The sequence below is a fragment of the Hydrogenobacter sp. genome, from assembly GCA_041287335.1.
Classification (GTDB): Bacteria; Aquificota; Aquificia; order Aquificales; family Aquificaceae; genus Hydrogenobacter.
Window position 1 is genome coordinate 12,518 of record JBEULM010000003.1, and the last position, 18,958, is coordinate 31,475.

32 protein-coding genes are annotated in these 18,958 nt (G+C 41.7%); 6 read left to right on the forward strand and 26 right to left on the reverse strand.

The genetic code is table 11. The annotated features are described in order from the left end of the window. The first annotated feature begins 83 nt into the window (after positions 1-83). Genes uvrB through ABWK04_00250 form a run of 3 tightly spaced genes read left to right on the forward strand, consistent with a single transcriptional unit; the run spans position 84 to position 3,147 of the window. Complete coding sequence (gene uvrB, locus ABWK04_00240; protein ID MEZ0360311.1) at positions 84-2,075, forward strand: excinuclease ABC subunit UvrB; 1,992 nt, start codon at positions 84-86, stop codon at positions 2,073-2,075. 11 nt (positions 2,076-2,086) lie between these two features. Further along, positions 2,087-2,716 (forward strand): methyltransferase domain-containing protein, encoded by a 630-nt coding sequence (locus ABWK04_00245; protein MEZ0360312.1) that lies wholly within the window; start codon positions 2,087-2,089, stop codon positions 2,714-2,716. After that, on the forward strand, positions 2,713-3,147 hold the full coding sequence (locus ABWK04_00250; GenBank protein ID MEZ0360313.1) for a hypothetical protein: 435 nt from the start codon (positions 2,713-2,715) through the stop codon (positions 3,145-3,147). Before ABWK04_00245 ends, ABWK04_00250 begins: the two co-directional genes overlap by 4 nt. Here ABWK04_00250 and ABWK04_00255 read toward each other — a convergent pair. Then, entirely contained in the window at positions 3,135-3,419 is a 285-nt protein-coding gene (locus ABWK04_00255; protein ID MEZ0360314.1) for a ubiquitin-like small modifier protein 1, read from the reverse strand. The genes ABWK04_00250 and ABWK04_00255 overlap by 13 nt on opposite strands. Before the next feature lie 40 nt (positions 3,420-3,459). Here ABWK04_00255 and rlmN point away from each other — a divergent pair, with 40 nt between their 5' ends. Continuing rightward, a complete protein-coding gene (gene rlmN, locus ABWK04_00260; GenBank protein ID MEZ0360315.1) occupies positions 3,460-4,539 on the forward strand; it encodes a 23S rRNA (adenine(2503)-C(2))-methyltransferase RlmN in 1,080 nt (359 codons plus the stop codon). Continuing rightward, positions 4,503-5,186: a signal peptidase I gene (gene lepB, locus ABWK04_00265; GenBank protein MEZ0360316.1), complete on the forward strand. Its 684-nt coding sequence runs from the start codon at positions 4,503-4,505 to the stop codon at positions 5,184-5,186. Before rlmN ends, lepB begins: the two co-directional genes overlap by 37 nt. Here lepB and ABWK04_00270 read toward each other — a convergent pair. From ABWK04_00270 to rplN, 25 genes are all read right to left on the reverse strand, one after another. Then, positions 5,176-6,870: a hypothetical protein gene (locus tag ABWK04_00270; protein ID MEZ0360317.1), complete on the reverse strand. Its 1,695-nt coding sequence runs from the start codon at positions 6,868-6,870 to the stop codon at positions 5,176-5,178. The genes lepB and ABWK04_00270 overlap by 11 nt on opposite strands. After that, positions 6,870-7,118, reverse strand: coding sequence for a hypothetical protein (locus ABWK04_00275; GenBank protein MEZ0360318.1), 249 nt, complete (start codon positions 7,116-7,118; stop codon positions 6,870-6,872). Before ABWK04_00275 ends, ABWK04_00270 begins: the two co-directional genes overlap by 1 nt. After that, positions 7,094-7,498, reverse strand: coding sequence for a hypothetical protein (locus ABWK04_00280; GenBank protein MEZ0360319.1), 405 nt, complete (start codon positions 7,496-7,498; stop codon positions 7,094-7,096). Before ABWK04_00280 ends, ABWK04_00275 begins: the two co-directional genes overlap by 25 nt. After that, the gene (locus ABWK04_00285) at positions 7,476-8,261 is read right to left on the reverse strand and encodes a TlyA family RNA methyltransferase (GenBank protein MEZ0360320.1); all 786 of its coding nucleotides are present in this window, start codon (positions 8,259-8,261) and stop codon (positions 7,476-7,478) included. The genes ABWK04_00280 and ABWK04_00285 overlap by 23 nt, the downstream gene beginning before the upstream one ends. Then, a complete protein-coding gene (locus ABWK04_00290; GenBank protein ID MEZ0360321.1) occupies positions 8,261-8,500 on the reverse strand; it encodes a YggT family protein in 240 nt (79 codons plus the stop codon). The genes ABWK04_00285 and ABWK04_00290 overlap by 1 nt, the downstream gene beginning before the upstream one ends. Continuing rightward, a complete protein-coding gene (gene rplQ / locus ABWK04_00295; GenBank protein MEZ0360322.1) occupies positions 8,497-8,853 on the reverse strand; it encodes a 50S ribosomal protein L17 in 357 nt (118 codons plus the stop codon). The genes ABWK04_00290 and rplQ overlap by 4 nt, the downstream gene beginning before the upstream one ends. 129 nt (positions 8,854-8,982) lie before the next feature. Beyond that, positions 8,983-9,933, reverse strand: a complete 951-nt coding sequence (locus ABWK04_00300; GenBank protein ID MEZ0360323.1) for a DNA-directed RNA polymerase subunit alpha — start codon at positions 9,931-9,933, stop codon at positions 8,983-8,985. A gap of 11 nt (positions 9,934-9,944) precedes the next feature. Then, positions 9,945-10,574 carry a 30S ribosomal protein S4 gene (gene rpsD / locus ABWK04_00305; protein ID MEZ0360324.1) on the reverse strand — a complete coding sequence of 210 codons (630 nt, stop codon included), beginning with the start codon at positions 10,572-10,574 and terminating at the stop codon, positions 9,945-9,947. 1 nt (position 10,575) lies between these two features. After that, the gene (gene rpsK / locus ABWK04_00310; GenBank protein ID MEZ0360325.1) at positions 10,576-10,965 is read right to left on the reverse strand and encodes a 30S ribosomal protein S11; all 390 of its coding nucleotides are present in this window, start codon (positions 10,963-10,965) and stop codon (positions 10,576-10,578) included. Between the two features lie 10 nt (positions 10,966-10,975). Continuing rightward, a complete protein-coding gene (rpsM, locus tag ABWK04_00315) occupies positions 10,976-11,356 on the reverse strand; it encodes a 30S ribosomal protein S13 (protein ID MEZ0360326.1) in 381 nt (126 codons plus the stop codon). Positions 11,357-11,366: 10 nt separating this feature from the next. Continuing rightward, positions 11,367-11,483, reverse strand: coding sequence for a 50S ribosomal protein L36 (gene rpmJ / locus ABWK04_00320; GenBank protein MEZ0360327.1), 117 nt, complete (start codon positions 11,481-11,483; stop codon positions 11,367-11,369). 12 nt (positions 11,484-11,495) lie between these two features. Continuing rightward, complete coding sequence (gene infA / locus ABWK04_00325) at positions 11,496-11,735, reverse strand: translation initiation factor IF-1 (protein MEZ0360328.1); 240 nt, start codon at positions 11,733-11,735, stop codon at positions 11,496-11,498. Then, positions 11,728-12,513: a type I methionyl aminopeptidase gene (map, locus tag ABWK04_00330; GenBank protein MEZ0360329.1), complete on the reverse strand. Its 786-nt coding sequence runs from the start codon at positions 12,511-12,513 to the stop codon at positions 11,728-11,730. The genes infA and map overlap by 8 nt, the downstream gene beginning before the upstream one ends. Beyond that, on the reverse strand, positions 12,503-13,144 hold the full coding sequence (locus ABWK04_00335) for an adenylate kinase (GenBank protein ID MEZ0360330.1): 642 nt from the start codon (positions 13,142-13,144) through the stop codon (positions 12,503-12,505). Before ABWK04_00335 ends, map begins: the two co-directional genes overlap by 11 nt. Beyond that, positions 13,141-14,439, reverse strand: coding sequence for a preprotein translocase subunit SecY (gene secY / locus ABWK04_00340; protein MEZ0360331.1), 1,299 nt, complete (start codon positions 14,437-14,439; stop codon positions 13,141-13,143). The genes ABWK04_00335 and secY overlap by 4 nt, the downstream gene beginning before the upstream one ends. Beyond that, a complete protein-coding gene (rplO, locus tag ABWK04_00345; GenBank protein MEZ0360332.1) occupies positions 14,433-14,882 on the reverse strand; it encodes a 50S ribosomal protein L15 in 450 nt (149 codons plus the stop codon). Before rplO ends, secY begins: the two co-directional genes overlap by 7 nt. A gap of 11 nt (positions 14,883-14,893) precedes the next feature. Further along, positions 14,894-15,082, reverse strand: coding sequence for a 50S ribosomal protein L30 (gene rpmD, locus ABWK04_00350; GenBank protein MEZ0360333.1), 189 nt, complete (start codon positions 15,080-15,082; stop codon positions 14,894-14,896). Further along, a complete protein-coding gene (rpsE, locus tag ABWK04_00355) occupies positions 15,072-15,644 on the reverse strand; it encodes a 30S ribosomal protein S5 (protein ID MEZ0360334.1) in 573 nt (190 codons plus the stop codon). Before rpsE ends, rpmD begins: the two co-directional genes overlap by 11 nt. An 11-nt stretch (positions 15,645-15,655) precedes the next feature. Beyond that, complete coding sequence (gene rplR / locus ABWK04_00360) at positions 15,656-16,027, reverse strand: 50S ribosomal protein L18 (protein MEZ0360335.1); 372 nt, start codon at positions 16,025-16,027, stop codon at positions 15,656-15,658. A gap of 10 nt (positions 16,028-16,037) precedes the next feature. Then, the gene (rplF, locus tag ABWK04_00365) at positions 16,038-16,583 is read right to left on the reverse strand and encodes a 50S ribosomal protein L6 (protein ID MEZ0360336.1); all 546 of its coding nucleotides are present in this window, start codon (positions 16,581-16,583) and stop codon (positions 16,038-16,040) included. 9 nt (positions 16,584-16,592) lie between these two features. Next, the gene (gene rpsH, locus ABWK04_00370) at positions 16,593-17,003 is read right to left on the reverse strand and encodes a 30S ribosomal protein S8 (GenBank protein ID MEZ0360337.1); all 411 of its coding nucleotides are present in this window, start codon (positions 17,001-17,003) and stop codon (positions 16,593-16,595) included. A gap of 11 nt (positions 17,004-17,014) precedes the next feature. Continuing rightward, positions 17,015-17,203 (reverse strand): type Z 30S ribosomal protein S14, encoded by a 189-nt coding sequence (locus tag ABWK04_00375; protein ID MEZ0360338.1) that lies wholly within the window; start codon positions 17,201-17,203, stop codon positions 17,015-17,017. Positions 17,204-17,213: 10 nt separating this feature from the next. Continuing rightward, entirely contained in the window at positions 17,214-17,777 is a 564-nt protein-coding gene (gene rplE, locus ABWK04_00380) for a 50S ribosomal protein L5 (protein MEZ0360339.1), read from the reverse strand. Further along, positions 17,774-18,130 carry a 50S ribosomal protein L24 gene (gene rplX, locus ABWK04_00385; GenBank protein MEZ0360340.1) on the reverse strand — a complete coding sequence of 119 codons (357 nt, stop codon included), beginning with the start codon at positions 18,128-18,130 and terminating at the stop codon, positions 17,774-17,776. The genes rplE and rplX overlap by 4 nt, the downstream gene beginning before the upstream one ends. A 1-nt stretch (position 18,131) precedes the next feature. Further along, positions 18,132-18,497, reverse strand: coding sequence for a 50S ribosomal protein L14 (gene rplN / locus ABWK04_00390; protein ID MEZ0360341.1), 366 nt, complete (start codon positions 18,495-18,497; stop codon positions 18,132-18,134). Positions 18,498-18,646: 149 nt separating this feature from the next. Between rplN and ABWK04_00395 the strand changes: the two genes are divergently transcribed. Continuing rightward, complete coding sequence (locus tag ABWK04_00395; protein ID MEZ0360342.1) at positions 18,647-18,880, forward strand: hypothetical protein; 234 nt, start codon at positions 18,647-18,649, stop codon at positions 18,878-18,880. Positions 18,881-18,958 lie beyond the last annotated feature (78 nt).

Sequence of the window (18,958 nt, forward strand, 5' to 3'; positions counted from 1 at the left end):
AAGGGACTATAAAGATTCATGTATGGGACTTTTCTATGATGTATATCATGTCAAGATTCTTAACAACACAACATAATGGTAGTATGAAAGTTCAAGAAGGTTTTGTGTTGCAAACTAATCTCAAACCTGCAGGAGATCAGCCTAAAGCTATATCCGCACTGCTTGACAACCTTGAAAGAGGTGTCAAAGAACAAGTGCTTTTGGGAGCTACTGGTACTGGAAAAACCTTCACCTTAGCTTGCCTCATAGCCCAATATAACAAACCTACTCTGGTTATAGCCCACAACAAGATACTTGCTGCTCAGCTTTACAGAGAGTTTAAAGAGCTTTTTCCTGATAACGCTGTGGAATACTTTATATCCTACTATGATTATTACCAACCTGAGGCGTACATACCAGAAAAGGATCTGTATATAGAAAAAGACGCATCCATCAACGATGTACTTGAAAGGTATAGACATTCAGCAACCATATCTGTACTTGAAAGGAGAGATGTTATAGTGGTTGCTTCCGTATCATGCATATACGGACTTGGATCTCCAGACACTTACTATTCTATGAAGCTCAAGCTTAGCATTGGAGACAAAGTTAGTATAAGCAGGTTGCTAAGAAAACTCGTTGAAATAGGCTACGAGAGGAATGATTACGCATACAAAAGGGCAACTTTCAGTGTAAAGGGGAACGTCTTAGAAGTCATACCTTCCGACGTGGAAGACAGAATAATCAGGGTGGAATTTTGGGATGATGAAATAGAGAGGATAACTGTACTTGACGTTTTAAACAGATCACCTTTAAAAGAGATCACGAGCTTCACTTTATTTCCAGCATCACATTATATAGCACCTAAGGATAGGATAGAAGAGGCTCTTAAGGAGATAAAGGAAGATCTTGACCAGAGGGTAAAGTGGTTTAGATCCCAGGGAAAGGAACTTGAAGCGAGAAGGCTCTATCAGAGAACTATGTATGACATAGAGATGATAAGGGAATTGGGACACTGCAAGGGTATAGAGAATTATTCAAGGTACTTTGATGGCAGAAAACCTGGTGAACCGCCCTTTACACTGCTTGATTACTTTCCAGATGACTTTTTGCTCATAATTGACGAATCGCACGTTACACTACCCCAGATAAGGGCTATGTATAACGGGGACAGATCCAGGAAGGAAAAGCTCGTTGAGTATGGATGGAGGCTACCTTCAGCTCTTGACAACAGGCCTCTCAAATTTGAGGAGTTTCTTGAGAGGATAAATCAGGTTGTGTACGTGTCCGCAACACCTGGCGATTGGGAAATAAACAGAAGCAAAGGCGTTATAGTTGAGCAGATAGTTAGACCTACTGGACTTGTAGATCCTGAGGTGGAAGTGAGACCCACAAAGGGACAGCTTGAGGATCTTCTTAAGGAGGTGCAGGAAAGGAAAAAAAGGGGTGAAAGGGCACTTGTGCTTACCACAACGAAGAGACTTGCTGAAGATGTGGCGGACTATCTTATAGAGAGAGGTGTGTCGGCTAAATATATGCATTCTGAACTTGATGCTATAGAGAGGGCAAAGGTTATAAAAGATCTAAGGGAAGGGAGCATAGATGTGATAGTAGGTGTAAACCTTTTGAGAGAAGGTCTTGACCTTCCAGAAGTTTCTCTTGTTGCCATTTTAGACGCAGATAAAGAGGGCTTTTTAAGAAGTTATACATCTCTTATACAGACCATTGGAAGAGCAGCAAGGAACATAAACGGAAAAGCTATACTTTATGCGGATAGGATGACAGAATCTATGAAAAGAGCCATAGAGGAAACAAAAAGGAGAAGAGAAAAGCAAAAACTTTACAACGAGCTTCACGGCATAACGCCTAAAAGCGTAAAAAAACCCGTAAAGGATCTCCTATCCATTGAGGAGTTAGATTATGCTAAAATACCTGTAAGTATTCCCAAAGGAATAAATAGTGAGGATGATCTACTGCGGAGGATAGAGAAATTGGAAAAGGAGATGCTTGAATGTGCAAAAAGATGGGAATTTGAAAAGGCTGCAAAGCTCAGGGATGAGATAAAGAAATTGAGAGAACTTTTAAATCTCGTGTGAGGTGAAGCGCAATGGCTCATAAATTTGATCCATCTAAGCTTGAAAAGTTAGATGACCCTTCAAGACTTGATCTTTTTGATCCCGCAAGAGTCCTTAAGGAGTTTGGACTCAAAAAGGGTATGAAGGTACTTGATGTTGGGACAGGTGCAGGGTTTTATCTCCCATACCTCTCACAAATAGTTGGAGAAGATGGAAAAGTTTACGCCATAGATACACAAGAGGTAGCTGTTGAATACGCAAAGCGCAAAGTGGAAAAGCTTGATCTGAAAAACGTACAAGTGGTCAAATCCCAGGAAAACAGCATACCTCTTCCCAACGAAAGCGTTGATTTTGTTTTCATGGCTTTCGTCTTTCATGAACTTCAAAGTCCAGTTGAGTTTTTGAAAGAACTCAAAAGGGTATCTAAGAAAAATGCTTATCTTGCTATAATAGACTGGAAAAAAGAGGAAAGGGACAAAGGACCTCCTCCAGAAGAGGTTTACTCGGAGTGGGAGATAGGGCTTATGCTTGAAGAGGCTGGGATAAAAGTGGGAAGAGTTATAGAACTGAGTAGATACGCCTTTGGGATTTACGCCATATTTTTACAAGATGATGGGGAAGGTTTTAGGAATCCTGTGAGGATTCCACCGGGGATGGTATGAAAGATGCGGATATAATAAGGGAACTTCTCAAGAGAAACAAGATAAGTAAAGAGGATATAGAAGCTTTCCTCAAAGAGAAAAATAAGGATGAGAGCATACTGCTCTATCTTGTTAGAAAAGGAGTGTTATCCGAGGGTGAAGCTCTTGAGTTTTCGCAGGAACTCCTAATGTCTCAAGAATTTACAAAAACTGAGGGCATGTTTCTTGATGACGGAGTGCTTTTGGAAGATAGATACATAATCTACAAAGTTAAAGACAGTACATACGCTGTACCTTACTCTCACATAAGAACTATGGAGCTAAGAGGCAAAAACGTAGTCCTTTATACGGGAGGTATAGAAAGGATCACTATAACCTTGAAAGATGAAGAGAGCGCAAGAACACTTTTTGAAGAAATTCTCTTGGGCATTGAAAGGCTCTACGTGAGGTAACCACCTGCTATAGCAGGTACTATAGAGAGTACGTCACCATCCTTGATCTCACTATCTATGCCTTTTAAGAATCTCACATCTTCATCGTTAAGATACAAGTTAACGAATCTTCTGAGTTCACCTTTTTCATCAATTAACCTCTCTCTAAAACCGGGAAACATCTCTTCAAGTTTTTCTATGGCTTCCCTGACAGTTTTCGCATCCACTTGCACCTCTCCCTGTCCATTGGCTATCCTCCTGAGGGGCGTGGGTATTCTCACCACAACTGCCATACCTTACCTCCGTTCAAGATATATATATATATTATAACAGATGGAGTATATCACATCTTACAACCTTGAAGAACTAAGGGAGCGCTTGGCGAAACTCGGTATGGAAAAATACAGGGCTGTACAGATACTCGGATGGATCTACAAAAAGTTTCAGACAGACTTTGATCACATGACGGACATATCAAAGGAGAACAGGAAACTGTTGAAAGAAAATTTCTTCGTTCACCCTTTGGAGCTCAAAGAAGAAGTACAGGCTGAAGATTCTACTAAATATCTCTTTAGAACTTCAGATGGGTATACTGTAGAAAGTGTTCTCATAAAGGAGAGAGATCACTTGACGCTTTGCGTTTCCTCGCAGATAGGGTGCGCTGTTGGTTGTAAGTTCTGTGCTACAGCAATAGATGGTCTTGTGAGAAACTTGCGCACCGAGGAAATACTTGATCAGTTCCTCCATATACAGATGAAGATACTGCCCCAGAGGGTAAGAAACGTAGTGTTTATGGGAATGGGTGAACCTCTTGCCAATTACGAAAATGTAAGGAAGGCTGTGGAGATCATGGTAAGTCCTTGGGGTATAGATCTCTCAAAGAGAAGAGTAAGCGTATCTACGAGTGGTATTGTAGCTCAGATAAAGAGAATGTCAGAAGATCCCATTATGAAAGAAGTAAATTTGGCTGTATCCATAAATGCTCCATCTCAACAATTAAGAGAACTTCTTATGCCTATATCAAAAACCAACGACTTATCCACGCTTATGAAGATACTGAAAGACTATCCGTATCCAAAAGGTAGGAGGATCATGCTTGAATACGTGATTATAAAGGGTATAAATGATAAAGAAGAGGATGCCCTCTCTCTCGCTCGCCTCATAGGAAAATATAAAAGTAAGTTCAAAGTGAACCTGATTCCCTATAATCCCGATCCTGACCTTCCTTATGAAAGACCAAGTTTAGAAGACATTTATAAGTTTCAAAAGGTTTTGTGGGAGAATGGTATTTCCACTTTTGTGAGGTTGAGCAAAGGTGTCAATATATTCGGAGCTTGTGGACAGCTAAGAAAAAGGGATGTGATAAAATTAAGAGAATGGAAAGAAGAAAAAGCTGGCTTACGGAGTTCATAGCTGTTATCGTAATAGTTCTTCTCTTGAGGGCTTTTGTGGTTCAGGCTTACAATATACCTTCAGGTTCAATGAAGCCTACCCTCCTCGTTGGAGATTTTATACTTGTAAACAAGCTTGTGTACAGATTCTCAGAGCCTCAAAGGGGGGACATAGTAGTTTTTAAGTGGCCTGTAAATCCCAATATAGACTTTATAAAGAGGATCATAGGATTGCCTGGTGATGTTATAGAAGTTAAGGATTATCAAGTTTACGTAAACGGAAAGCCTCTACCGTTGAAGCTCATAGGTGAGCAATACGAGGAAGGGAATAAAAAGCTTATTTACGAGGAAACGCTTCCCAACGGCGTAAAACACAAAATAGCTCTATATGTTGACCCTGTGATTCCCAGGAGGGATGTACCTCCTACAGTGGTACCTCCCAACGATTACTTCGTAATGGGGGATAACCGTGACAACAGTGAAGACAGCAGATATTGGGGCTTTGTACCGATGGAAAACATTGTGGGCAAAGCTTTCGTGATTTACTTTTCTGGCGATATCCCTCCCCTTGAGAGCACTGACGTAAGCATACTGACAGGTTTCAAACAGCTCTTTTTAGCCCTTTTACATCCCAGATGGGAACGCATAGGTAAACCTATCATATGGTAAAGCTTATTACACCCTCGTAAAATAGCTCTTTAATTGTGCGCTTTATAAGGTACGGATCTACACCTATATACTGCATACTCGCTATGAAAAGTCCCACTAAAGCACTGGGAGATACTAGAGCCTCCTTTATGGTAAGGTCCTCAAGGTAGGCGTACTTTTCAAACTCAGCTTTTAGACTCAAAAGCTCACCCTCTGCCATCTCTTCTTTGAGCTTTGCAAGAACTTTGTTTAAAGCCTGTAGATAAAAACCTTCATCCATCAAAGACGGCAGATCTATACCTGCATCGGTGGTTCGGAGGGCTTTTATCACCTCTTTCAAAGTTTCTCCGTCTATAGGATTCCCGTAAGTAGGGAAAACTTTACTTACACGCAGATCCTCAATAAAGTCAAGAGCTTTGTAAATGGATCTTGAACACGGCATACTTAGAGCCATATAGAGGGTTACATCCTCTATATTGGGATCTTCAAAAAGGGAAAATTCTTGAGGTGTGCATAGAGAACTGAAAATATGGGAAGTAAATAGGAAACCTGTCTCTTCTTCGTATATCATAAAACTTCCTTTTTCTGGTGCGAAGGGTATGGGTATGATGCGGAGCGTGTCACCTGTTGAAAGTTTAAGCTTCATATCTGGTAAGCTTTCCGCTACCCTTATACGGGATGTGGGAATACCCAACTGATAGAGCTGTTTTGCTATACTGAGTGATGTTATTATCTGGAGCTTAGGGTTGCTCTGAAGCATACTCATGCTGTTGGCATACTCATATGAACTTAATACGACTACAGCTTTTATTATGTCCGTAGTACTTAAAATTTCCTCTATTTTTGTCCTTATTTGGACATAATCTCTGGGTGAACCTGCATTTATCAAAAGCGGAACTTTTACATCTTCCTTTTCGTATACGCGCAAGTAGGAATTGAAGTGGAGGAGAAACTTATCGTCACATAAACCTACCCAAAAAAGCCCTTTATATAGCTCTACAGGTTGTGTCAAATCAACACCCTTTGGAAGAAGGGAAGCCTTTTTTGTAACCTTCTCCTGAGGAGCATAGGTGTATTGTGAAAAGATCTTTGAGAAAAACTCTTCGTTTCCTCCAAAACCTTCTTCAAGATAGTTCTCACCAGTGTAAGGAAAGAGTTCTATTTTTATATCGGTGGAAGACAAAATTTCCTTAAGATCATCTATCTCACATGTGGTTCCAGACACTTGACCATCTCTTAGGTAAATACTGCACTTTTTAGAATTGTTGTCAAGAGTCATTATGGAAGATGCTCTGCGCCTGAGAAGATGCAGGAGAAGATTCATCGGGCCGATTGAGGAAAGTACCTTAGACTCAAATTCCTCTCTGTTTAGCCATACAGCCTTTGTGAGAAGGTCAAGGGGATTAAAAGGTAGAAGTACAAAATTGAGATCAGTGAAACCTAAAGCTTTTAACTTCTCTGCATCCTCATAGTTTTCTAAAAGGAATATAGGGATAAGATACTTTCCTCCCTTTACCGTATCCAACCAAAAGTTAAAGTGTTTAATTTCGGCAAGTAGTATGTCAAAGGATGTTGCATCCAAAAGATCCTTAGCTTTCTGCTCATCCAAGGCTACGAGGAGTTTATGTCCGGTAACGTCAAAGATATCGCTAACAAAAGAAAAGAACTTCCTTTCCTCATCAAGTAAAAGGAACCTTATACTCATCAGTATATCTCCCCCTTCTTTGACGCCACTTCAAGAAGCTTTAACTGTTCTTTAAGTATATTTAGAGATTGGACAACCATAAAGAAGGCATGCTCCACATTTATAAGGGCACCCTGAAAGGAAAGTTCATCAGTAAGAACCCTAAGTTCTCTAAACCTTCTATAGTACTCATCAAGCTCCGTCCCAAATTCTAAGATCCTCCTCTCCACATCCTTTGATAGTTTTAGAGCTTCTCCCTTCCTATCCATATGCTTCCTATCTCCTCACCTTCCTTTCTGGGCATATTATACCTGCTAAAGAGTATGGATTCAAGCTTTTTAAAATCTGAAGGATCAAGTCCATTAAAGACAAGCGCATCAGCCTGTCCAAGCTTCTCACATTTTACGTAAACGTCAGATTGCTTCTCAAAGGTAAATACGTCTCCTCCTCCTGCCATAAAACCAGTACTTAGAGCCATACTTAAAAAGTTAAGCTCATTAACGCACATAGTGGGTTTTTCTTTATCCTTTTCTATACTTAGAAGTGTACACAAAGCGAGTCCTACACGAAGAAGATTTTCCGCAGTCAGAGGATAAACTCCCTTCTTCCCGATCAGCTTATTTTCCTCAAATAGATTCCTTAACAGCATCTTCCACAGCCTTCTTTATATCTCCCAACTGAGGTGTATGCCTGCCCGCAAGGATAAAAAATTCCTCGTTTCCCTTCGTTCCTTTGGGTTTCGCTTTGATAACCCCACCTGTGCTAAAGCCTAACTCTTCAAGCTTTTGGCAAACTTTCAATACAGCATGAACTTTATCTTCAAAACTCCTTACAATACCTTTTTTCACCTTTTGTGGTGTTAGCTCAAACTGTGGTTTTACTAAGATCAGCATGATACCACTATCCTTGAGAAATTTTACCACGTTGGGAAGTATCTTTGTTACCGATATAAAGGACACATCTACAGTTATTATATCAACCTTTTCAGGTATATGTTTTTGTGTGAGACTGCGTGCATCGGTCTTTTCATATAATATAACCCGTGGGTCAACGCGCAGTTTTATATCCATTTGAGATCTGCCAACATCTACAGCGTAGATTTTGATCGCTCCTCTCTGCAAAAGACAGTCTGTGAAGCCACCTGTTGAAGAACCAACGTCAAGAGCTACAAAACCTTTTACATCTATTTTGAAATGCTCAAGGGCGTATTCAAGCTTGTAACCCCCTCGTGAAACGTATTTTAGACCTCCCCTCAACTCTATCTTATGCCCCTCCTTCACTAAAAAGCCGGGTTTATCTATAACTTTACCATCAACGATTACCATGCCTGCCATGATTAAAGCTTGAGCTTTTTCACGCGTTGATGCAAGACCAAGCTCAAGAAGTTTTTTGTCAAGTCTCTCACGAGGCATCAAAGCCTGAGTAGGTATTTGATGATATATATGAGAAATAGAAGTATCATGGGGGAAAAGTCCAGACCGTTTATAGGTTTTATCACCGATCTTATAGGTTCAAGCATGGGAGAAACTAATCTGTCCGTATATTCGTACAGCTTACTTCTCCTTAAAGATGGAAACCACGACGCTATGGCGTGAAATATGACAAGAATAATAAGCAAATTGAGGATCAGGGACAGAAAGCCTTTAATCACTCTACAAACTCAAGTATAGCAAGCTCACAGCCGTCACCTACACGCCTGACAGGGAGCTTCAAAATTCTCGTATATCCGCCGTTTCTCCCTTCGTACCTGACAGCTATATCTTCAAAAAGTTTCTTTACAGCCGATCTGTTGGGAAGTATGGCTAAGGCTCTTCTCCTTGAGGCGAGATCTCCCCTCTTGGCTAAGGTTACGAGCCTTTCCACTATTGGTCTTACCGCCTTTGCCTTCTGAAGAGACGTCTCTATCCTCTCCTCTTTTATGAGGGCTAAAACCAGCGATCTGTAAAGGGCTTTTCTCTGTTCTCTTGTTCTGTCAAAACGCTTCTTTTTCACTTTGTGCCTCATGTTTTATCTGGTTAACTAAGCCGTATAAACTGGCTTAGACTGGGGTATTTCTATCCCGCCTTTTTCAGGTAAGTCCATTCCCCAGTAGGCGGTATTTGGACTTACCCTATCCCATTTCATCAGCTAAGCTTACCTCCTACTTTCTATATCCATGCCGAGATAAAGCCCCATCTGTCTAAGGGCTTCCTTTATCTCGTTTATAGCTTTCCTTCCCACGTTTTTAGTCCCTTTTAAGTCTTCTTCCGAGAGCTTTACCAGATCCCCTATGGTGTTTATCCCCATCCTTTTTATGGAGTTAAGCGCTCTTTGAGACACATCAAGCTCCTCTACTGGGAGACTGAGCTTCTCCGCAAACTCGTCTATAACCACAGGCTCTTCCACTTTGGGAAGCTCGTAAGATATGTGTTCTAAACTTGAAAAATATCTTACAAGTATGGAAATGGCTTCCTTCACAACCTCTTCCGGTGTTTTAGTTCCATCCGTGGTGATCTCCATTATGAGTCTATCGTAATCGCTCCGCTTTTCCACCCTTGTTTTTTCAACTTTAAAACTTACTTGACGGACAGGTGAAAAGTCTGCGTCTACGAGTATCCATCCTACCTCGCCGAGAACTTCCATCTCTTCGGTGGGTAGATACCCAAATCCCCTCTCTATCTTTATTTCCATGTGAAGTTCCTTATTGGGATCCGTGATAGTCGCTATCTTCTGGTCAGGGTTCACAATTTCCACATTTGGAGGGAGTGTTATGTCTCTCGCAGTTATGATCCCTTCACCACTCTTTTTTAAATAAAGGGTTTCCACGTCAGCATTTTTGAGATTAAACCTCACCCTCTTTAAATTGGCTATTACCTCAAGGACATCTTCTTGAACACCTTCTATAGGGGCAAACTCGTGATATATGCCATATATCTTTACAGCTGTTACAGCAGTACCTTGAATGGAAGAAAGCAGTGTCCTTCTTAAGGAGTTTCCAAGCGTTATACCAAAACCCCTCTCCAACGGCTCTACTACAAACCTACCGTACGTTTTATCCCTCTCTTCCCAATACACCTTAGAGGGAAAGAGAAACTCTCTTTGCATGTTAAACCTCCTTAAACTCTTGAATAGAACTCAATGATGTACTGAACATTTACAGGAACCTCAAGCTGTATTTCTTTAGGCAGGTCAAGTACTTTGCCTCTGAAATTATCTTTATCCAGCTCTAACCATGGTGGGATACTTCTTGGATCTATGTTTTCTATATTCTCCCTAAACTGAGGTATATCCCTTGAGGTGGGCTTTAGCTCTATTATATCACCCACATCCACGCGGTAGGAAGGTACATCCACCTTTTTGCCATTTACCAATATGTGACCATGAGCTACCATCTGTCTTGCCTGTCTCCTCGTTACCGCCATACCGAGCCTGTAAACAACATTATCAAGCCTTCTTTCAAGTAGCTGGATCAGTACTTGTCCCGTGTTGCCCTTTGCTTTTGACGCTTCTTCAAAGTATCTTCTGAATTGCTTTTCCCTTATACCCCCATAAAGGAACTTGAGCTTTTGCTTCTCCATAAGGCGCAGCCCAAATTCGGTGAGTTTCCTCTTCCTTCCCTTTATCCTTCCGTGTTGACCAGGTGGAAAGTTCCGCCTTGAAAGTATTCTTCCTGCGCTCTTTTTATTTGACACAACGGCGCCAAACCTTCTGTCTATCTTGGACCAAGGACCTATATACCTGCTCATTTCACACCCTCCTCTTTGAAGGTGGTCTACACCCATTGTGAGGTATGGGAGTGACATCCCTTATGAGTTTTATTTTCAGCCCAGATGCGTATATGGCTCTCAAAGCAGATTCTCTTCCCGCTCCTGCACCTTTTATCCTAACCTCTACCTCCTGAAGTCCGTATTCCTGCATGGCTCTTTTTGCAGCTTTCTGTGCAGCAAGTTGTGCTGCGTAAGGTGTACTTTTCCTCGTTCCCTTGAATCCTACAGTACCACCACTTTCCCATGTCAAAGTGTTCCCTTGAAGGTCCGTTATGTTTACTATAGTATTGTTGAATGTGCTTAGTATATTAACTATACCTTGCGTTACCGTCCTCTTTTGCTTTTTTGTTTGTCCCTTTTTCTTAGCCATGAAAAACCTCCTACTTAGCTATTTTCTTTTTAGTACCACCCACTGTTTTTCTTTTACCCTTTCTGGTTCTTGAGTTGGTTCTCGTCTGTTGCCCTCTCACTGGAAGACCTCTGGCATGCCTCAGACCTCTGTAACAACCCATATCCATAAGCCTTTTTATATTCATTTGTACCTCTCTTCTGAGGTCCCCTTCAACCCTGTAATTCTGCTCTATAAACTTCCTTATGGTGTTAAGCTCATCGGGAGTTAGCTCGCCAAGCCTCTTACTGCAAGGAATACCTGTTTTCTCACAGATCTCCCTGGATCTTGACCAGCCTATACCGTAAAGATAAGTCAGAGCTACTTCTAACTTTTTGTGGTCGGGAAGGTCAACACCTGCTATCCTCGCCATTTTTACCTCCTTAAGAACCTTGTCTTTGCTTGTGTTTGGGATTTTCACATATGACCATAACTCTCCCTTTCCTTCTTATAATCTTACACTTGGCACACATAGGTTTGACCGATGGTTTTACCTTCATAGCGTACCTCCTTCATGCTCTGTAAACTATCCTGCCTCTGGTAAGGTCGTAAGGTGACAGCTCCACTTTGACCCTATCCCCCGGCAGGATCCTTATAAAATGTACACGCATCTTTCCAGAAACGTGAGCAAGCACCTCATGACCTGTGTCTAACTTCACCCTGAACATAGCATTGGGTAAGGCTTCCGTGACTGTGCCTTCAAGAACTATACCTTTTTCTTTGTACTGTTTGTCTTCCTTTTTCTTACCCATGCGTAAACTCCGTAAGCACTATAGGTCCGTCTTTTGTTATCGCTACTGTGTACTCAAAGTGTGCGGAAGGACTCCCATCTGCAGTGTGAACTGTCCAACCATCACCGTCCAGAACTGTTTCCTCCGTTCCTATAGCAAACATAGGTTCTATAGCCACTACCATGCCCTGCCTCAATTTTACATCCTTCTTTTCCATATCTTTTAAGTTGTTGGGAATGAAAGGATCTTGATGCACCTTCCTGCCTATGCCGTGACCTCCTAAACCTCTAACTGGATAAACGCCATACTTTTCTGCGGTTCTGTGTATGGCGCCCGTAATATCACTTACCCAATTTCCTGGAACGCACACCTTTACTGCCTCCTCTAAAGCTTCCTTAGTAGCCCTTAACAGTAATTCCTCCTTTTGGCTTATACTGCCAACAGGCACAGTTATAGCAGAATCTCCTGCGTATCCATCTATTATAGCACCAAAATCCAAACTTACCAAGTCTCCCTCTTTTAAAATGTGATCCTTTCTTGGAAGTCCGTGAACTACAGCGGAATTTACAGATACGCATATAGATGCAGGATAAGGAACTTTACTGAAAGGAGGTTTGTAGTTTAGGAATGCTGGGCGTGCACCCCGCTTTTTTGTCTCTTCTCTGGCTATGATGTCTATCTCAAAAGTGGAGATGCCAGGCTTTATATACTGGGCAACCGTTTGTAATACTTCCACTACTACATCGCAAGCTCTCTTTATTTTCTCTATCTCTTTAATAGAATAAAGTTCAGCAATCATCCTCTACTGCCTTTTTAATATCTCCGTAAAGATCCTCTATACCTTTCCTTGAGTCTAAGCTAATTAATTTATTCTCCTTTTTATAAAAGTCAACAAGTTCAGCTGTCTGCCTTCTATAGACCTCAAGCCTCCTCCTTATAACTTCCTCTTTATCATCTTCCCTCTGAATTAGTTTTGTACCACAAACATCACAGATCTCATCCTTTTTGGGAGGGCTAAACTTTACGTGATAAACGCTACCACAATTTGGACAGACCCTTCTCCCAGAGAGTCTCTCCACAACGATTTCATCGTCAATATCAAAAAGGAAAACTTTGTCAACATCTTTAGCGTGTTTTCTTAGCATATCCTTTAGGGATAAAGCTTGCCCTATGGTTCTTGGGAAGCCGTCAAGTACAACATCCTTCTCTTGCAAAATAATTTCCTCTACCATAGCGATCACAAGCTCATCAGGGACGAGATCTCCTCTATCCATGTACTCTTTTGCCTTGAGACCCAGAGGTGTTTTGTTTTTTACCGCTTCCCGAAGCATATCTCCTGTTGATATGTGTCTGAAACCGAACTCTTGAGAGAGTAATTTGGCTTGAGTCCCCTTTCCTGCACCCGGCGGTCCTAAAAATACGAGGATCATCTCACCCTCCTTCTCATATATCCAGCGTATTTTTTTTGTATCATCTGAGCCTCTATCTTACTTAGCGTGTCAAGAGCTACACCCACCACTATCAGAGCTGTAGTACCACCAAAGTAAAAGGGTACTTTGAGCCATAGGCTTATAAATATAGGTATTATAGCCACTACGCTGAGGAAAATAGAGCCTATAAAGGCTAACCTGTTTATTATAACTTCTAAGAGCTTTTGAGTGTCCTGACCGGGTCTAACCCCTGGTACAAAAGCTCCACCTTTTTTTAAGTTATCCGCCACATCCACAGGATTTATAAGTACAGCTGTGTAAAAATACGTAAAGAACACTATGAAAAGCACGTAGAGGAAGTTGTACAGTGGTGTTGTAGGATTGAAAGCGTCGTGAAACATACGCGCTATGGGATGGTTTATAAAACCTATGACGGTAGATGGTATGATAAGCAGAGACTGAGCAAAAATAATGGGAATAACGCCCGCTGGATTTATCTTTATAGGAAGATAAGTAGAACCACCTGCCACTTCGTGCCTTCCTACCTGCCTTCTTGGGTACTGCACGGGTATCCTCCTTTCCGCTTCCTGCATAAACACTATACCTACTATTACCGCAACAACAAAGATTATCGCACCTACAAAAGCAAAAGGAGAGAGGTCACCGTTTCTGAGCATCTCCACAACCCTTATGGAAGCGTTGGGAAAGTTGGCTACTATGCCTGCAAATATGAGTAAGGACATACCGTTACCTATACCCTTCTCCGTTATCCTGTCGCCTACCCATACGAGAAACATCGTAGATGATACGAGCGCTATAACCGTAGTCAATGTAAAGACAAGCCCACTTTCCGGAACTATGGGAAATCCTCGAGGTGAGACCTGATTCTGAAGCCAAACGGATATGCCCAATGATTGTACGAAAGCTACGAAAACGGTTAGATATCTGGTATACTGGTTTATTTTATACCTTCCGTAATCACCTTCCTCTTTTGCGAGTCTTTGAAGTTCAGGTATTGCAACTGTAAGAAGCTGCATCATTATAGATGCAGATATGTATGGCATTACGCCCAAAGCAAAAAGGGTCATACGCCCCAAATTTCCACCTGAAAATATATCATAAAGGTAAAAGATGGTGCCTTGAAAACTCCTGAAAAAGTCCTCTAAGGCTGTTGTATCTATTCCGGGAAGCGGTATGTGACTTCCCAGTCTGTATATGGCAAACATAAGCAAGGTGTACAGAAACCTCTTTCTGAAGTCCTCAAGTGCAAGTAGCTGTTTTATGTACTCTACCACGTTATTACCTCGCAAGAACCTCCGAGAGCTTTTATCTTTTCTTTCGCACTTGAGGAAAAGGCGTGAGCTTTCACTTTTAGCCTTTTAGTTAGTTCCCCATCGCCGAGAATTTTGACAGGCATACCCTTTTTAACAAGTCCCCTTTCGTAAAGTACTTCCGGGTTTACATGCTCCCCATCAGAAAAGTACTTTTCTAAGGTCTTTATGTTAACTACAGAGTAAACTACCTTATTTATGCTCCTGAATCCCCTTTTGGGTATCCTCTTGTGAAGAGGCGTTTGACCACCCTCAAACCAGGACGGAAGATTCCTGTCACCTGATCTTGTCTTTTGCCCTTTGTGTCCCTTACCGCAAGTTTTACCAAGTCCAGAACCTATACCCCTACCTACTCTCTTCTTCTCCTTAGTAGCTCCTTCATTAGGTGCAAGCTCATGCAACTTCATGTCAAGCCTCCTTAAACCCTCTCTACTTTCAGAAGGTAAAATGCCTTCCTTATGTTACCTTGCACTGCGGGATTGTCGGGAAGCACCTTTGATTGACCCAACTTTTTCAGTCCCAAACTTCTCACAGCTTTTATATGAGCTTCCGGTTTGCCTGCAAGTCCCCTAACTAAGGTTACCTTTATCATACCTTCATCTCGCATATATGTGATACCTCCTCTGAAGCTCTTCAAGATCTATACCTCTTTCTCTTGATACGTCTTCCAAGGATCTGAGCTTCAAGAGTGCATCAAAGACCGCTCTGACCACATTGTTGGGATTCGTACTTCCCTGAAGCTTGGTAAGAACGTCGGTGTATCCGGCAAGTTCAAAGATGGGTTTTGCTGCACCTCCTGCCACTATACCTGTCCCTCTCCTCGCCGGTATAACCTTTATCTGGGTAGGTCCGTACTCGCCCGTTACATCGTGAGGAACTGTGCCGTTTATTATGGGTACTCTTATAAGGTGCTTTTTACCATCTTCTATAGCTTTAGCTATGGCTATTGGTACCTCCCTTGCCTTACCAAGACCAAATCCTACAAATCCCCTTTTGTCACCTACTATAACCAAAGCGCCAAAGGAGAACCTTTTGCCACCTTTTGTGACCCTCGTTGTTCTTTTGGCATATATGAGTCTCTCTTCTATCTGAAGATCGTCTTCAATACCTACAATGCCCTGGATTTTTCTTCTTTCATCAATGATCCTTTCAAGATCTACACCACCCATAATAACCTCCTTTAAAATTCAAGTCCCAGCTCTCTGCACCTATCAGCAAAAGCTTTTATCTTGCCATGGTAAAGGAAACCGCCTCTGTCAAAAACTACCTTATTTACGCCTTTTTCCTTAGCTTTTTTTACCAATATTTCCGCCAACTTTTTAACATCCTCTATGGACTTTCCACCTCTCTTTCCAGAAAGCTTCACAAATTCGGGATCTATTGTGGATGCTGATACCAAAGTGTGAGCTTTTGTGTCATCCACAATCTGCGCATAAAAGTTATGGATGCTTCTATAAACGCACAGTCTGGGTCTTTCGGGAGTACCAAAAACCTTTTTCCTTATCCTTTTGTGCCTCCTTTCTTTTTTCTCATGCCTGCTAAGTTTTGCCATGTTTACCTCCTCACTTCTTACCCTTTCCTGCAGCTTTACCAGCTTTCAGTTTCAAAGTTTCACCTTCATACCTTATACCTTTACCTTTATATGCATCTGGTTTTCTGAAGGCTCTTATCTGTGCAGCTACTTGACCGACTCTTTGTTTGTCAATACCGCTTACGTATATTTTATTTTCTTTCACCTCTATCTTCACATCTGGTGGTATGGGAAAAACCACTGGATGAGAGAGTCCTAAACTAAGCTCAAGATTCCCTCCTTTTAAGGAAGCTCTGTATCCAAGCCCTACTACTTCAAGCCCAACGGTAAACCCCTCGGTAACACCTTTTACCATATTTCTGATCAGCGCCGCCGTAGTTCCATGCATAGCTCTGTGAAAGGGATCATCAGAAGATCTCTCCACCTTAATTGAGTTGCCATCTGTGTATACTTTCATGTCCGGATGGATACTCATAGAGAGTTTTCCTTTTGGTCCTTCAACAGTTATAATGCCATCAGATATGTTTACCTTTACGTTCTTTGGTATCTCAATGGGTTTTTTACCTATCCTTGACATGGCTTCACCTCACCAAACGTAAGCTATAACTTCACCACCTTTTCCAAGTTTTCTCGCTTGATGATCCGTCAATACACCTGCATCGGTTGAAAGAATCGCTATTCCGAGACCTTTTTGAACATACCTTATAGCGTGTTTGGGTGTATACACTCTCCTTCCGGGTTTTGAAACTCTCAAAAGCTCTCTTACGGCGCTTTGCTGTTTTCTCGGATCTAAGTACTTCAGATGCACTCTAAGGATGTATTGAGTCCCCTTTGTGTAGCCCTCGCCTTGAAGTCTTTCCCAATCCTTTATGTAGCCTTCCTTTTTTAAAAGCTCCAATATGGCTTCCTTCATCTTTGAAGAAGGCACATCCACGTAATCCCTTCTCCTGCTTATAGCGTTTTTAATAGCCGAAAACATGTCCGCTATACTATCCATTACAAACCTCCTTACCAACTTGCCTTTCTGACTCCTGGCAGTTCACCCTTTAATGCAAGCTCTCTAAAACACAGCCTACACATACTAAAGTACCTTATAAAACCTCTCGGTCTTCCACACACAGGACACCTGTTTTTGTGCCTCACGTCGTACTTAGGAAAATGTTTGATATCCTTAGCTACCTTAGCCTTTCGAGCCATAACTTCCTCCTTAAGAGCTTCTTATGGGTAGTCCCAACAAAGACAGAAGCCACAGAGCTTCTTCATCCGTTTTGGCGCTTGTGTGGATGACAACATCCATACCTCTTATGGCATCCACCTTTTCGTAATCTATTTCCGGAAACACTATCTGTTCGGAAATACCAAAGGCATAGTTTCCTCTCCCGTCAAAGGATCTGGGGTTTAGTCCTTTAAAATCTTTTACTCTTGGAAGAGCTATGGATATGAGTTTGTCTAAAAAGTCCCACATTCTCTCCTTTCTGAGAGTGACTTTAAGACCTACGGGCATACCCTTCCTTAACTTAAAACCAGCTTCGGACTTTTTGGCTCTTCTCACCGCGGGATGCTGACCGGTTATGAGCTTTATATCCTCCATTGCTCTTTCTAAATGCTTTATGTCCTGTACAGCTTCTCCCACACCCATATTGACAACTATCTTCACTATTTTGGGGACTTCCATAGGATTCTTATATCCGAACCTGTTTACGAGCTTAGGTACTACCTCATCCCGGTACTTAACATATAGCCTCGGTACGTACTTTATTTCTACGCTCATACCTTTACCCTCTCTTTTGTCCTTACTAAGTCTATATTCTCGTTGCACTTTTTACAGTATCTATATTTTTTCAAGATTCCACCTTCCCATTGCACCCTGAATCCCACACGCGTTGGCTTGTTACATTTGGGACACAAGAGCATTACATTGCTTATATGCAACGGAGCTTCAATCTCGTATATGCCACCCTCTCTCACATTGGGAATACCCTTTACGTGTTTCTTAACTATGTTTACATCCTTTACGATCACTTTATTTTCCTCTTTCAGTACCTTTATTACCTCTCCCGTTTTTCCTCTCTCTCTACCTCTCAACACAACAACAGTATCACCTTTCCTTATCCTTGACGCCATATTAAACCACCTCCGGTGCAAGAGATGCGAGCTTGGTAAAACCTCTGTTCCTAACTTCTCTCGCTATGGGACCGAGTATACGCGTACCTAAGGGTTCACCATACTGATTTAGCAAAACAACAGCGTTGTCGTCAAACTTTATGTAACTCCCATCAGGACGCCTGACTTCCTTCTTGGTCCTTACAACCACAGCCCTATAAACTTTTCCCTTTTTCGCAGGGCTGTTGGGTGTAGCATCTTTGACGGTGACGGTCACTACATCTCCAACCGTTGCATACTTTCTCGGTGCGTAAGGTATGCCTATAATTTGAACCCTCTTAGCTCCAGAATTGTCAGCTACGTTCGCATAACTCTGCCTCTGTATCATAACGCTCCACCTCTTGGCTACTCTAACAAGACAGAATATTATACAAAATTTTTCGGTCAAGTGCAAGATCTTATAGTGCGCTTGACAGACATAAGGGTATTGATATATAGTTCTAACTTGTCCCTGAGGGGGACAAAGGAGGTATCACGATGAGGTGGATAAGTTTCGTACTACTCCTGCTTTTGGGGATGAGTTTTATAGAGCCTATTTATGAACAGGCTTATGCCAAGTCCCACCATAAGAAAGTATATCTACAAAAAAAGAAGGCAAAGAGAAAAGTAAAAAGTAAGGTTGTAGTTAAACCTTCAAAGAACGTAAATGCCCCTCAGGAAGGTGAACTCCTCAAACTTGAGGGTATGGTAAAGGATCTTAATGAACAGTAGGGAACTAAGACTTATAGAAGAGCTTAAAATAAAGCAGGGTGATACATGGCGTGTCCTAAAGATTATGAGCGAGTTCGT